11 protein-coding genes and 3 pseudogenes are annotated in these 13,372 nt (G+C 56.9%); 6 read left to right on the top strand and 8 right to left on the bottom strand.

Annotated elements, in window-relative coordinates:
* Nucleotides 1–73: 73 nt before the first annotated feature.
* Genes HJC00_RS27105 through HJC00_RS27095 form a run of 3 tightly spaced genes read left to right on the top strand, consistent with a single transcriptional unit; the run spans nucleotide 74 to nucleotide 1,600 of the window.
* Nucleotides 74–397 carry a helix-turn-helix domain-containing protein gene (locus HJC00_RS27105; protein WP_221164865.1) on the top strand — a complete coding sequence of 108 codons (324 nt, stop codon included), beginning with the start codon at nucleotides 74–76 and terminating at the stop codon, nucleotides 395–397.
* Between the two features lies 1 nt (nucleotide 398).
* A complete protein-coding gene (locus HJC00_RS27100) occupies nucleotides 399–1,196 on the top strand; it encodes an ImmA/IrrE family metallo-endopeptidase (protein WP_259672322.1) in 798 nt (265 codons plus the stop codon).
* 2 nt (nucleotides 1,197–1,198) lie between these two features.
* Entirely contained in the window at nucleotides 1,199–1,600 is a 402-nt protein-coding gene (locus tag HJC00_RS27095; protein ID WP_221164871.1) for a hypothetical protein, read from the top strand.
* Nucleotides 1,601–1,747: 147 nt separating this feature from the next.
* Here the strand turns inward: HJC00_RS27095 and HJC00_RS27090 are convergent, their stop codons facing one another.
* From HJC00_RS27090 to HJC00_RS27070, 5 genes and pseudogenes are all read right to left on the bottom strand, one after another.
* Nucleotides 1,748–3,556: a DUF2326 domain-containing protein gene (locus HJC00_RS27090; RefSeq protein WP_221164864.1), complete on the bottom strand. Its 1,809-nt coding sequence runs from the start codon at nucleotides 3,554–3,556 to the stop codon at nucleotides 1,748–1,750.
* A 2-nt stretch (nucleotides 3,557–3,558) separates the two neighbouring features.
* Complete coding sequence (locus HJC00_RS27085; protein ID WP_221164863.1) at nucleotides 3,559–3,807, bottom strand: ABC-three component system middle component 8; 249 nt, start codon at nucleotides 3,805–3,807, stop codon at nucleotides 3,559–3,561.
* On the bottom strand, nucleotides 3,785–4,663 hold the full coding sequence (locus HJC00_RS27080) for an ABC-three component system protein (protein ID WP_221164862.1): 879 nt from the start codon (nucleotides 4,661–4,663) through the stop codon (nucleotides 3,785–3,787). The genes HJC00_RS27085 and HJC00_RS27080 overlap by 23 nt, the downstream gene beginning before the upstream one ends.
* Nucleotides 4,664–4,906: 243 nt before the next feature.
* Nucleotides 4,907–5,980 (bottom strand): annotated as a pseudogene (locus tag HJC00_RS27075) (RHE_PE00001 family protein); the annotation flags it as partial.
* Between the two features lie 265 nt (nucleotides 5,981–6,245).
* On the bottom strand, nucleotides 6,246–7,676 hold the full coding sequence (locus HJC00_RS27070) for an alginate export family protein (protein ID WP_221164869.1): 1,431 nt from the start codon (nucleotides 7,674–7,676) through the stop codon (nucleotides 6,246–6,248).
* Nucleotides 7,677–7,884: 208 nt separating this feature from the next.
* Here HJC00_RS27070 and HJC00_RS27065 point away from each other — a divergent pair, with 208 nt between their 5' ends.
* Nucleotides 7,885–8,721 carry an enoyl-CoA hydratase/isomerase family protein gene (locus HJC00_RS27065; protein ID WP_221135293.1) on the top strand — a complete coding sequence of 279 codons (837 nt, stop codon included), beginning with the start codon at nucleotides 7,885–7,887 and terminating at the stop codon, nucleotides 8,719–8,721.
* Nucleotides 8,722–8,753: 32 nt separating this feature from the next.
* The gene (locus tag HJC00_RS27060; RefSeq protein ID WP_221164861.1) at nucleotides 8,754–9,404 is read left to right on the top strand and encodes a TetR/AcrR family transcriptional regulator; all 651 of its coding nucleotides are present in this window, start codon (nucleotides 8,754–8,756) and stop codon (nucleotides 9,402–9,404) included.
* Between the two features lie 240 nt (nucleotides 9,405–9,644).
* Here the strand turns inward: HJC00_RS27060 and HJC00_RS27055 are convergent, their stop codons facing one another.
* The 3 genes and pseudogenes from HJC00_RS27055 to HJC00_RS27040 form a co-directional block, all read right to left on the bottom strand.
* Complete coding sequence (locus tag HJC00_RS27055; RefSeq protein ID WP_210633119.1) at nucleotides 9,645–10,556, bottom strand: antitoxin; 912 nt, start codon at nucleotides 10,554–10,556, stop codon at nucleotides 9,645–9,647.
* Nucleotides 10,553–11,635: a hypothetical protein gene (locus HJC00_RS27050; RefSeq protein ID WP_168300928.1), complete on the bottom strand. Its 1,083-nt coding sequence runs from the start codon at nucleotides 11,633–11,635 to the stop codon at nucleotides 10,553–10,555. Before HJC00_RS27050 ends, HJC00_RS27055 begins: the two co-directional genes overlap by 4 nt.
* A gap of 225 nt (nucleotides 11,636–11,860) precedes the next feature.
* Nucleotides 11,861–12,636 (bottom strand): annotated as a pseudogene (locus HJC00_RS27040) (2Fe-2S iron-sulfur cluster-binding protein); the annotation flags it as partial.
* On the opposite strand from HJC00_RS27040, the pseudogene HJC00_RS27035 reads away from it, so the two are divergent.
* Nucleotides 12,521–13,350, top strand: a pseudogene (locus HJC00_RS27035) (LysR substrate-binding domain-containing protein). The pseudogenes HJC00_RS27040 and HJC00_RS27035 overlap by 116 nt on opposite strands.
* The last annotated feature ends 22 nt before the right edge of the window (nucleotides 13,351–13,372 follow it).

Below are 13,372 nucleotides of genomic sequence, written 5' to 3'. Positions count from 1 at the left end.
TTTCGTACAGATAAATCGAACGGCGCGGCGCGAGAGTGCACGCGCCTTAAGTGATTCAAGGGAGCATTTGAGGATGTCTTTGGCTGCCAAGCTCAAAGAACTACGAGGAAAAAACCGGCAATCGTTGCAGGATGTCGCTGATGCTATAGGAGCATCGAAAACACACATCTATGATCTGGAGACCGGTCGCAGCACCAATCCATCAATCGAGCTTCTCACCAAGCTTGCTACGCATTTTCGAGTTTCGATCGCTGATCTTGTCGGGGAAAACCCGGAAGGCGCAAATGAGGATCCCGCGCTCGTTGCCATGTACCGAGACCTCAAAACGCTCACCCCACAAGACCGGGAAACAATCCAGATGTTGATGGATCGGCTCAAGGTTCCGAAGGAAAAATGACATGAGCGTCATGCGGATGGATTTAGCTGACACCGGATCACCCGAAGGGCTCGTCAGTCTCGTCCTGAAGCATGAACCCAATTTTCGAGTGCCCGTCCCAATCGAAGAGCTGGCACTACAGCTTGAGATCGAGGAGATAGCTGAACTTGAAACCGAGGGCTTCGAGGGCGGGTTGATCACCGACAGCAATCGGAGCCGCGGAATCATCTTGGTGAAGCGCGGCGTGAACCAGCCGCGCCGTCGTTTTACGATCGGCCATGAGCTCGGGCACTTCTTGATTGCCAATCATGTGCCGGACGAGGACGGCCGATTCCTTTGTTCAAGGCAGGATCTGCAGACGCTATCCGCCAAGGAAGGTGACCGGCGCGCAAAGATGGAGTTTGAGGCGAACCGCTTCTCTTCACTGATCTTGATGCCGCCGCCGAAACTTCGCGAATATTTCAAGCGGCAACCGTCGCCGAGCATTGAGCATCTTTTCCAGCTTGCAGACGAGTTTCAGGTCAGCAAAGAAGCCATGGCGCGTGCATATGCCGACTATCACCCTGAATCCTTGGCCTTCATCATCGTGAAGGATGGGAAAGTCGGCCGGATATATCATAATCGGAAGCGCCCTTCATCACAGCAAGCCGGAACAAACCGGTTCCACAAGGTTCGTTATTCTACCGAAGAGATCTTCGGATCGGCACACCAAGTGAGATCGACGAAAGACTGCCCGACCTCTGGATCGATGTGCCGCGCGGGCAACGCGCTCCGACACTCAGCGAACAAGTCTGTCTTCAGAAGAATGGCTATGCGCTGATCATGCTCTGGCTTTCGCTCGGCATTGCAAAAACTCGCCCCGAAGCCGAGGCAATGCGCTCCCAATACATCGCATGGCTCGATGACGAGTTGATCCTTTGGGATGGCGAGGATCAGATTGACCCCAACAACCTTCTTGCCTGGTCGAAAACGCTGAGGGTGCAACAGGACGATGCGCCCAGACGCGCACCGATCGAGGCAGCTCTGTCGGGAACCGACGGGAGAGCGGGACGGTATGCCGTCATTCCAGTGCGATCCGGACAGCGGATCCGCTGGCTCGACGCTTCCGGTTTTCGTCTCGCCGTATCGGAGATACCGGAAGGCTTTCCCCGAATTCCCCGGCAATCGGACGACTACGATCTCATCGTCGAGGGCCGCAACGTCTCTGTCGTGCGTCAGTTCTGAATAAGCTCTCAAAGAGCAGGCCATCTCGGTACCAGATCTTGGCATCGGTCTGAGAATGAAGCTCGGCCCCCGGCTTATTCTCAAAATATTTCGGCAATAACGCTGCAGGCACCAGTGTTAATGTCGTCTTCCCTCCAGTTTGGACATCTAGAATTCTGCCATCTTGAACAGCCGACCGCCCAGACCACTATCATCAAGCCGCAATACAATTTCATCGTCTGCGAACGCCACGACCCGACCTTTGTCACTACGTGGAAGATCAGATGCAATAACAGTCATGATGTATTGCAATTTCTTATTGAAAACTTGATCGCGAACTACTTCCAAGAACGCCAGCTTTTTCCGATCGTCGAGGGCTTCCAGCATTCCATCGTGATAAACGAAATGAAAGAAGGGAATGTCCTCATAAACACGCAAGAGCGCCAAGTCGAACAACGCGCAAATCAGTTTCTTGTAACTGGTACCCTCTCCCTGGCTGGATGCCACACCCTTCTGCCCGGCGAGGCCCAGGCTGATCTTGTAGTCGAGATTGTTGTTTGGATTGACGTGAAAAAAGAAAATGCCCTCATGATTGAGCACCTTCTGGCAATAGTCGTTGAAAATGCGGGTGAAGCGTTCGTAGATGACGGTAGGCTTGGCGAGCATCGCCTTGATCTCGTCGACAACGCGGCCACGGTCTCGCTCGGATTCGCGGACCTGCCGTGCCGTTTCCACGACTGCCTCAAGCTTCTTGCGCTGCTCTTCAAGATATACGAGTTGCGCCCGTTGGTGGGAGACATCTTTCTGCAAAGCCTTGAATTTGTCGAAGGTGTCTGTCGAGCGAAGCACCTTCAGGCGCTGTACACGTTGATCGTCGAGTGTTGCCTTGCGGCCTTCTGCCGCCGAAAGCTCGTCCTCTAGCTCCTTGCGGCGCTTCCGCAGCGCTGCGTTGCGCTCCTGTGTGACCTTTTTCTTGAATTCGACGAGCTCGCCATACTGTTTTTTGAGCTGCGTCGGGAAGTGGAGTTGTGCTTCTTCAAAGATCGACTGAACCTCGTCCAGGTCGAACTTGTCTTTGTGGCTTAGAGAGCTGTCGATCTGACCAATATCGTATCTCGCATCATAAATCTGCTGATTCAGAGCAGCAATCTCGCTTTCGATCGTCTCGACAAGGTCGCGCATGAGCCGGCGTTCTTCGTCATCAAACCGGAAAGCGTCAAGTTGCGCTTCGAGATCCTCGACGTGCTGTTGAAGCACACCAAGCTCGGCTGTCAGCTTGGGGAGATCCTCCTCCTTGAACTGGACCTCAGCCTGTTGCTCACCTTGCTTCTCCTGAAGCTTCTGAATGAGGTCGTCCAGCTCATACTTCCGGATAATCGGGCTTTGGTTGAATCCGAAGAGATGTGCGACAAACGGCTTCCAGTGAAGGTCGCGCCCAGCCTGGAATTTCTGAAGTTGTAATTCATCGCTCCAGTCGCCTTGAGAACGCAGAAAGTAGGTGATCCCCTTCCGATAGTCGTATGGCTTTAGCGCGCGTAGATCGAGCCACGCATCGAGAAGCTTGATCGCCTCGTCAATCGGCAAATCTAGATGATCCCAAGTATCATCGGCTGCATCATTGAAATCCGCGTCAGCGACTTCGTGACGGGACAGCGCCACGCGTGTGGGAGCCGCGACGCTACGCCTGATCGTGGCATAGCCGCCGCTATTCAACGCGATCTCTAGGTAGAAGACAAAGTCCGCGAACCGGTCACGATGCCGGTACAGAAAGCTCTCCTGCGACCACCCCTTCAGCATCATGAAATCGATCAGATGCAGGAGGGTCGTCTTACCGAGATTATGCGAGTCCTTTTTCCGATCCTTGGGGTGCTTGACCTCGCCGAGCACGACGTTGAGGCGATTGGTGTCAGCTCCATGGTTGAAAGCAATTGGCGAAAAGATATCCGGGAAGTTCGAATAAAGGCGACTGAGTTGCATAATCAATCCACCTTGTATTCAAGCGTGTCATTCTTGAGGTGGTACTCTGCTTTGCCCAGAAGGAACATGAGATCGAGGGCCGCCAGGAACGAAAGCTCACCATCAGCCCCGACCCGACGAACGACGACGCCTCGTAGCTTCTCGAATTCACAGATGCCGCGCTTTTGCAGCTCCTTCAAAACAAGCGAGAAGACGCGCAGCAATGACGTGTCGAGGTTAAGGTGCTTCTTAGGCGTCAGCGTGGACGACATCTTCGTTCTCCTCCAGCTGCTTGATGCCGATATCGCAATTGAAATACATATAGTGAAGCAGGATCGATATGAGGCGGCGTTTGCCTCTCAGAACCTCACGCTTCTGCTGTATTTGCTCGTACATAAACAGAAAGATATCATCGAACGCTCCGAACTGTGTGCGCTTGGCGATAATCTTCTGCTTCAGCTCATCAGCAGCATCATGATAGAGCGCCGCGAATTCGTCATTCCTCGGATTCTGGAGGAATTGTGCAACGCGATCGAAATGCGGCATGGATTGAGCGACGATCACCTGCTTGTAATACTCATCTGACACGCCATTGAGCTTGTTCTTCAACGGCATTTTGAGCTTCTCGAAGTCGAATGCGCTCTCAAAGGCGCTGTCAGCATCGTCCCTCGTATAGGCGTTCAGCGCACCGATCACCTCCACCAATTCGTCGGGGTTGAAGCGGAAAGGCGATGGATCGAGCCAATTCGGCAATATCTCGCGGATGTCTTGATAACTGTCGAGTGCGAGATGAAGACGTTCAACACCGACAATGTGCGCCGAACTGATACCGAGCCCTAGGAGATCCTTCATGTACTTTTCGTCAGCGCCGCCGGTGTATTTCCGGTTGGTGAAGACCAGATAGTGGTCGCAAATGCCGTCGCCATTTAGCCGCTTAATCTTGTCGTGCTCTTTTCGGAGCAGGCCTGCGAAATCGGGATCGGAACACGATTTTTTTGGCGCGCTAATGTGCTTCGCCTGCAGGACGAAGTGCCCAGACAACGGCGACGCCACGCTCGGAAACCCATTGGCAGTACCATGGAACTTCCCATCACGCCCACCGTCCCGTCCGCGGGCGAAAGGAGTCACACCCTCCCCGAGCCAACGCACGCAGATGCAAACGACAAGCTTTTCAAACTCATCTTCATTTAGCTCGTGGAGTCTATAATCGCGAGGCAGCATGTGATCAGGATTGCAAACAAAAGTTGAATATAACTCTAACGATATGGAGTATCCGAGGGCAATTGCGTTTGCAACGCCTCCATGATCGATCGATCGCTGAGCGTCCGGCGAACCCACTGGCTTCGAGACCAGAAGTCATCGACTCGCTGACTAGATCACACCCCATGCCCGAAACCTCCCCCTCCCCGTCATCTCCCTCAAGCCCAGTTCCAAAACGATCCGCCGCGCCGCCTGCGGCGTCACATCGAGCGTCTTGGCCACCATCCCGGCCGACACCAATGGTTTTGCCATGACCAGCTCGACCAGCTCCGGCAGTTTTGAAGACGTCCGGCGCCCCTCCAGTTTTCGGTCCATCATCGTTTTCGCTAGCGCCAGCCGGTTGTGTTCTTTCAGCCCGATCTCGGCGGACGCGATCAGCCCGTGGGCAATGGCGAGCAGCCGGGTTTCCCGGTCGCGATGCCGACGGCGATCGACGGGAATGGTTTTGAGGCCGAGATTGATGGCGGCGAGATGCGCGCCGGTGGTGATGCCGGCCTGCCGCAGGATAGACGCGGCAAACAGGCGGCCAAGCCAGGGGGCGTGCTGAAGGACGGAAAGCTCGTTCCAGGCATCGAGGGCAATGATCGCCTGCAGCACCGGCGGCAGGTTTTCGGCCTGGCGTAGAACGCCGCGCCATTCCTCGAGCCGCGCGTCCTCGTCCCAGTCGAGATCATAGACCAGCGGATCTTTTTCCGCCGCGCCGCCACGGCCGGGACGTGTTGCATGCTCGATCGCGGCCTCCGATCGGGCTAGTACCGCATCGATGGCGGCATAGTCGACGCCGAGGAGAATTTCGACGTCGTCACCTTCCTCCCCCTCCCCCTCCGCGTGGATCGCGGCCGCCGGCCAAATAACTTCGGCCGTCGTTGCCGCGTCCCCGCCGCCCGACCCGATCTCCGAGGTTTTCCGCAGCGAGCGGATGCCGTCGGCAGAAAGCGCCCAATCCGGGGATCGGCCGGCGATGCGCCGACGAGTGCGCAGGACGTCGCGGGCGATGGTCAGTTCGTGGGTGGGCGTGCGGATGTCGCGGGTGGCGTCGTGGAGGACGAGGTCTTCGAGGTGAACGAGTTCGCCGTCGATCCACAAGGAGGCGCAGGTGTCGGCGAAATGCATCCTCTCGATCCACCCCGCGCCGACCGGCGAGCGGGCAATGCGCTCGTCGAGACGGGCAAGAGCGACACCAGCTGTCGCTTTTACTTTACAATTTCAAACGGCAGAACGTCATACTTCTGTGAGAGTTAGCGCGCAAAAATAGTCCAGATTTTCGCTAACAATTTCGATGGGGCTGCGGTCACTGGTCGGTGGAAGGCAGCTCACGCTTATTCGTAAGCGAAAGATCGGCGCGCAGTTTAGGCCAAATATCGAGGCTATTGAGCGAGAAACTCGGACGGTTGGTCGCAGCTTCAATCGGTGATGTTCTTTGTCGGCGAACCCAGCAACGTCGGCATTGTTACCAGACCAGCTTCAGCTCTCCCCTGAGATAATTGCTGTTGCGACCGCCCACAGCTTCGAGCGCCGAGCCAACCTGATAATGAACAGCCTCCAGCGACCCCGTGAGATTGGGATTGAAGCGGCAGTCCGCCTTGATTTGCGCATAAGCGCCGGTCCATGCCGACCCCTTACCCGCAGTACCGGCGACGGGAACGCTTGGCAGGGTGTAGACAGCGTCCTGTGTCGTCTGACGCCACAGCAGTCCGACCCCGGCCATAAGGGTCAGGTCGTCTGTCGGCTGAATGGTGACCGATGGTTTGATGTGAACGAGGTTGGCGTATCCGGTATGACCGCCGAGCGAGAAATAGAAGCCATTAGGAAACAGCGGATTGAATGTGCCGAGCGTGCTATCACTTGCGGCTCGGTCGCCCGATGCCACGTCGAACTGCAAACCAATCCGTGGCGACCAAGTGAGCTCCTCGAAGGTATAGCCGGTCCTCGCACCCACGGCCCAGGCCAGAATGTTGGCTGAGCCCACCTTGCCAACCTGTCCCATCGCTTCCGCATCCCAGTCGAAACCGGCATATTTGCCGGCCGACCGGGTATCGAAAACGTGCCTCTCCTCTTCACCCGACGCGGTAAGAAAACTGGCGTTCTGGCGCCGATAAAGCGCGTAATAGGCGGAGGCCTCGATATCCGGCGAGAGCTGCCGCTCCATGCGGACCCCGCTGAACATTGCGTCGCCGCTCGATCGATCATCGAAAGGATCGACATCGCGATACTGAACAGGCTGGCTGACAAGACCATAGAAGCGCCACGCATCCGTCTCCCATCCGGCCCAGACGGCATCGAAAGACTGGCGGACATTCGGCCCATCGCGCGTCGAAACGAACCGCTCCAGGTCAAACGCGAAGTCTTGGCGGCCGACCCTTGCTCTGAACGTTCCCGCGTCAGTCTCCTGCGTATAGCCGATGAATGCCAGCCGGAGGTCAAATCGGTTTGCGTCGTTGGGGCCGACCACCGTCTTGTCGAACGCACGCACGTCCTCGAACTGCGTGAACAATTGCCAGTTTTCATTCAGGTGAACATCGATGTGAAACTGCGCGCGCTGTAGCCAATATGAATCTCTGGGATTCGTACGTACGGTTCCGAAAGCCGGTGCATCACTGACTTCGAAGATCTCGCGGAGATTGAGCCCGAACGAAATGTAACTGTCGGGATTGGAGAAAAACAACGGAATGTATTTGAGACTATCCAGCGGCTGAGTCCGCAGATTCGGATCGCCGAGACGGTCATCCGGGATGAAAGCCCGCACGGTAAAGACTTGCGGGCAGCAAGACTTTAGCTCAGCCACCTGCCCTACCCAATGGGTGATGCCAGGAATTAAACTTCGGTAGCGTGACAATCCAGAAGTGCTGGAAATGAAGCATTTTAGTTGTTCGGCCTCCATCGACGCCAACGAGACGCCTAGTTGCTTGAACGGCTGCCAGCCGCCTGTAAAGGTTGCACGGTAGCCCCCATGCAGTCGCGTCATTGACATTGAGGATGATGGCTGTCATCTTGACGTTTAGGATGATAAACGTCATCCTCTTTGTTGTAGACCAAACGGCCCGCGCACACGTCCTGTGCCCAGTGCCCTAAGCGAAGGAATCTTTCGGATGAGTGCTCCACTAACCCAGTTCACGATCACCGAGGCGGCGCCGGGATACTGGCGGGTGACCTTCAACAATCCGCCGCTGAACTTTTGCGATCCAGAGACCCTCATCGAGCTGCAGCGGATCGTCGGTCTCATCGAGGCCGATGACACGTTGCGGGTGGTCGTGTTCGATAGTGCTGACCCGGATTTCTTCGTCAATCACTACGACGTCTCCCGATTCGCCGATTTTCCCCTGACGCCTGGGCCGACTGGTCTGCCGACGTTCATCGATGCCACGACGCGGTTGACCAGTTCCCCGGTCGTGACGATCGCATCGATTAGGGGTCGCACTCGCGGTGGCGGGTCTGAGATTGCGCTGGCATGTGACATGCGTTTTGCCAGCCTGGAGCGAGCGATCTTCGCTCAGATCGAAGTCGGGGCGGGCGTCTTCCCAGGCGGTGGTGCAACGGAACGCCTACCACTCCTCGTCGGACGGGCCAGGGCGCTTGAAATCGTGCTCGGCAGCGACGATTTCGACGCTGCAACAGCAGCGAACTACGGGTGGGTGAATCGCGCACTCCCGGATGATGAACTCGACGCCCACGTCGATAACCTCGCCCGTCGCATCGCCTCGTTCGACAAGCCTGCGCTCGCCGAGGCGAAGCGGCTGATCAACCGTAGAAGCCTGCCGTCCGCTGAGGACCTAATGCAGACACAGGAAGCTTTCCTCAACGCGTTCTCTTGGCCGACGGTCCCTGAGCGGGGAGCCCGAATCGCGCAAAAGCGCGACGAAGTGGGTCCTGACTTCGAGGCACGCATGAGTTATCACCTCGGCAATCTCGGCACCGAAACCCATTGACACCAAGGTCGCCCCCTGGAGGGGGCGAAACCTTGGCGACCATTCGTCTGAAAATGATGGTTACCAAACTCGTTAGGATATACTGGTGTCGCATCGAGGCGGGAGGTTTATTCATGGGTAGTTCGAAAGCTGACAAGGCGGCAAGCCACAATCGAATTATCGATATCGCCGCGACTCAAATGCGCCGCAGTGGCATTTACGGTGTCGGAGTGGCGGAGCTGATGCGGGAAGCCGGCCTGACGCACGGCGGCTTCTACCGTCATTTCGAATCCCGGGATGAACTGGTCAGCGCCGCGGTGGAACGCGCCTTGGCTCAGGGAAGTGCGCGGACTTTGGCTGCGTCCGGCAAAGGTGGCAGACGGGCGCTCGAAGCGATCGTCGACGACTACCTCAGTCCAGCCCACCGCGCCCACCCTGAGGCCGGATGCGCAGTGGCCGGTTTGGCTGAGGACATTTCGCGCGCGGATGATCGAACCCGCTCGGCCTACAGACGCCAGGTCGAGCAGTATCTCGAGCTTCTGGCCGGATTGACGCCGGGTACGGACGCTGCTGGTGATCGACGTCGGGCCTGCTTGGTACTCAGCGCACTGGTTGGTGCCCTTGCCATGGCACGAGCAATCGGCGAAGGGGCACTATCCGACGAAATTCTCTCCGACACCGCGACGGCACTCAAGGAGCTTTAGGGCTTTGCAACGCTGCAAGTGGATTCATCGGCTTGACAAATTTTTGCGAACTTTCCTCCGATCGGAAGCCTGCACTCGAACTAGCCGTCGGCGCCAACGATAAGCCAACCGAAATCGGATTGCTCGACGTGCGTCACAACGACAGGGGACTTTTGAACAAATCCCGACTACGGCGCTCGGCGGAGTCACAGTGCACCCCCTTCAACCAGGCTCAGATAACAAGATCCCACGCTCCGAGCATCACTTGAACCCAATACCAAGCGTGCTCAATAATTCGAGCATGATGTCATTGACGGCACGCTGGCGCAAAATCCGGGCTTCTCTGATTTCCGTGTCGTCTGCAGCACCTTCAATTTCGAACTGCGCCACGGCGACGTTGCCTTCGCGCAGGTAGCCTTCGTCTGGCTCTGGATCACAAAATCGGGTGAGCAATAGCGTCAGGGCACGTTCGATGACCTCCCGATCGTTGCCTTTCAGAGCCTCTTGGAATTTGGCGATTGCACCGGCGAGCCCGCCTTCTCCGTGTTCGAGGCAGTAGACGAGATCGTGCGCATCTTTGCGCTCACGCCGGTGATCAAAGGCAAACGCCTTCAGGCATGTGAATGCCACGATATCGGCATAGGGGATGGATTCTGTCGAGCGGCCTTTTTCACCCAACAGATCGGCGGTGACTTCCATCCGGTCGTGGTGTCCGAACACGAGCGACGCGTGAGGGATATTCACGGCAGAAACATTTCCCTCCGTCGGCAGTTCCTGTAATGCGCCACCCAGCAGCTTCGGATCGTCTGCCAAGAACTCCAGGATGACGAGAATACCGTGCTCGGTCATAGTCTGCCAACGCCAGTTGACCTTATTGCCCTTGTCATTTTGCGCTCGCTCGAAGCCCATTTTTTTGAGGTTCTGCTCGAGCGTCCGGTATGCCTCTGTGTCGGCAAGGATCGACAGATCGACAACGACATCTATATCGCCGGTTCCCGCATGAGGCGGGACGTCAGGCGGCCGCTTGGTGACGATGTAGCGCGGTGCCAGCCCACCGACCAGAAAGACGGAGTCCCGCCAAGGGCCGAGACCGCTGAAGAGCGTAACCAGGACGCGCTCGCAGTCGCGGGTAACATCGGCACTGTATTCAGTCAGTATCTGAGGCTTTGTCATTCGGGTACCGCGAGCTTTGTCAGCCGAAGATGTTCGGCCAGCTCCTTTGAGCGACCGCTGCCGAGCTGCAGGAGGTCGAGATAGGTTTGAAGTGGATCCGTGACCCAGACATGACCGACCCGTTGGCGAAACATAAAGTCGTGGCGTGGATTAGAGTCTATAACTCCCAGATTCCAGCCGTCTTTGACAGCCTTTGCTCCCAGGTTTCGGAGAAGGCTTTCGCCGCCATTATCGATGCGGCAATGGAGCTGGGATATCTTCGAGAGGTGCGGTGCATGGATCTGGCCGGCCATGAGCCCGGAAATTTCGTAGCGAACTCCCATCTCATCGCAGGTGCGGTCAATCTCATGGATCGCCTCATCGATTTTGGTCATCCGCATGTAGTACGAGCGAAGCGGCTTCGGCTTGATCGAAGCGACGTGGGAAGACCACTCGTCAAGCAGCGCGCGGGGATTGGAGAGTATTCTTTCCTTCGATGGACCGGCACCCTTGGAGCTCACCCATTCGCGGCGCTCTAGTTCGATAAGAACCTGAGATGCAGTTGTTGGAGATACGGATGCCCGCTCGGCCAGTTCATGCACACCGAACCACTGGTCCTTAAATGTCCAGACGGCATGGAGGGCCTGTGCGCGACTTCCAACGAACAGATTGTTAAGCGATCGAGCCTGCTGCTTCGAGGCTGGCTTTTCGACGAGAACAAAGAGATTGTCGGCCGAAAGATAGAGGCTCCCGCTACGATCGAAATAACCGATCTTTTCCTCTCGCAGGAGTGCACGCGCACCCCGGGAAATGGTATCGGCCATCAATAGGGGGAGAACTCTAAAATTGCCTGGCGGCATAGCGGCAATGAATTTCTTCAGCTGCCAGATTGCTTCCCTGACATCTCTTGGGAAAGCTGATTTTTTGACCTCGACAACAAGTTTGATAGGCGCATCAGAAAATCGTGCATCTATAAGGAAATCTGCGTGAGAGTTTCCCATCTGCGGCTCAAACCTCGGCTCGGACGTGATTTCCCCGCCTGCCTCCGTGAGGCTGGCCGTCAATTTACCCAACATATCGATAGCGATGAAATCTTCCACGATATTCCCTGTGCAGCAAATATAGCCTCTATGCCGCATATCCGCAAAAATGTCGATATGTACTGCGCAGCAAACAAGCAAACTGCTGTTCTGGCTTGCCTCATGCCGCGCGAGCGCCTTGAAGGGACACGAACTCCAGAACGTCATTTAGCTACTAAAATACAGCCGCGACAGCCACACAAAATGCTTAATTTTCGCGTGGCCAGCTAATATCCAGCTTAAGCCTTATCGCTCAATAACCAGATCGCTGAGTGGTTTCGAACAGCAAGGCAAGAAAAATCCGGCGTTGATTTCGCGTTGGCGGATACCGCCGTTGTGGTTCATGTCGACGGTGCCGCTGACGAGTTTCGATTTGCAGGTGCCGCAGAGGCCGTTCGAGCAGGACGACGGGATTTTCACGCCGGCCTTCTTTGCGCAGGACAGCACGGTCTGATCGGATGTGACGTCAATCTACGACCCTGCTTGGCAAACTCGACCTTGAAGGGCGCGAGCACTGCCTCGTCCGTCATCGGAAGCGGAGCGTCGTCGATCACGGCGGCGTCAAAACTCTCTTCGATGTAATTTTCGGGTGGCACGCCGAGGTCTGCCGAAATCGTCCGTGCCGCAGCCATGAACGGAGCCAGGCCACAGCACAGGATCACCCGCTCCGTGAGGTCGGGAACAATGAGCTTGAACAGGTCGCGCGAAATCCGGCCGTGAAGGCCAGACCACGAGGTTTCGCCGGTGAGCGTCTCCGGCAGGAAATACAGGAGAAAGCCTTTCAGCTTGGTCGCAAGGCTCGCCAGTTCGTTACGGAACTCCAGGTCGCCCGGCGTCCGGCTGGCATGCAAGAAGATGACGTCGACCGGCAGCGCCGTGTCGGCAAGCTCACGCGCCATCGCGCTCGTGGCGCTGGAGGCCGCCATCCGGCATCGCAGCTTTACCGCGGCAGCCAGTGAATTGGGGGTGACGCAGGCTGCGGTCAGTCGCATGATTGCCCTTCTGGAGGATGATTTCGGCCGGCCGCTCTTTCATCGCGGCCACCGGACGATCGAACCGACTCCTGCCTGCCTCATTCTCGGCGCGACGCTAGCAGACAGTCTGTCCAATATTGCCGACAGCGTCGATGCGGTGCGCGCCAGCGTCACCGACGTCGTGACCATCGGCGCAACGATCGCATTCTCGTCGTTCTGGCTGCTTCCGAAGATCGCCGAGTTTCGCCAGCTCAATCCGGACATCAGATTCGCGTGGTCTCACAGGACAGCAAGCTGGACCTGACAAACGGCGGCGTCGATATCGCGATCCGATATGGCGTGCCGCCTTTCAATGACGGGATCGTGCTGGGATCATGCGGGGACCGGATCTATCCTGTCTGCTCGCCGCATTATGCCACGTCCCGTCGCGTCGAGGATTTCCCCCATGGCGGCTATGAACTGATCGAGACCGATGTTCCAAACAGAAGCTGGTATCGATAGGAAGGCTGGTTTGCCCGGTGCGGCCGCAAGCCGGACAATCGGCGCTCGATCCTCCGCCTCAGCCATTACACCGAGACTATCTATGCGGCACGGGCCGGCCAGGGCGTTGCGCTCGGATGGGATGTGCTTATCAAGACATTTCTGGCTGACGGCAGCCTCGTCAAGGTCGGGGACACGGAGTTCGAGGGGGAGGGCCGTTACAACGTTCTGTTACCGGTCGATGCCAAGCGCTCCGCGATCGCCGATTTTGCAGCCGGCTAACGCAGGCTCTGCAGAAAACGTC

Origin of the sequence: Rhizobium sp. NLR22b (assembly GCF_019685295.1) — a bacterium.
Classification (GTDB): domain Bacteria; phylum Pseudomonadota; class Alphaproteobacteria; order Rhizobiales; family Rhizobiaceae; genus Rhizobium.
This window is presented reverse-complemented; position numbering and strand designations above follow the sequence as displayed.

Coding starts and splice junctions, on each gene's coding strand:
- HJC00_RS27105 (WP_221164865.1), top strand. CDS start 74: ATGTCTTTGGCTGCCAAGCTCAAAGAACTACGAGGAAAAAACCGGCAA.
- HJC00_RS27100 (WP_259672322.1), top strand. CDS start 399: ATGAGCGTCATGCGGATGGATTTAGCTGACACCGGATCACCCGAAGGG.
- HJC00_RS27095 (WP_221164871.1), top strand. CDS start 1,199: ATGCTCTGGCTTTCGCTCGGCATTGCAAAAACTCGCCCCGAAGCCGAG.
- HJC00_RS27090 (WP_221164864.1), bottom strand. CDS start 3,556: ATGCAACTCAGTCGCCTTTATTCGAACTTCCCGGATATCTTTTCGCCA.
- HJC00_RS27085 (WP_221164863.1), bottom strand. CDS start 3,807: ATGTCGTCCACGCTGACGCCTAAGAAGCACCTTAACCTCGACACGTCA.
- HJC00_RS27070 (WP_221164869.1), bottom strand. CDS start 7,676: ATGGAGGCCGAACAACTAAAATGCTTCATTTCCAGCACTTCTGGATTG.
- HJC00_RS27065 (WP_221135293.1), top strand. CDS start 7,885: ATGAGTGCTCCACTAACCCAGTTCACGATCACCGAGGCGGCGCCGGGA.
- HJC00_RS27055 (WP_210633119.1), bottom strand. CDS start 10,556: ATGACAAAGCCTCAGATACTGACTGAATACAGTGCCGATGTTACCCGC.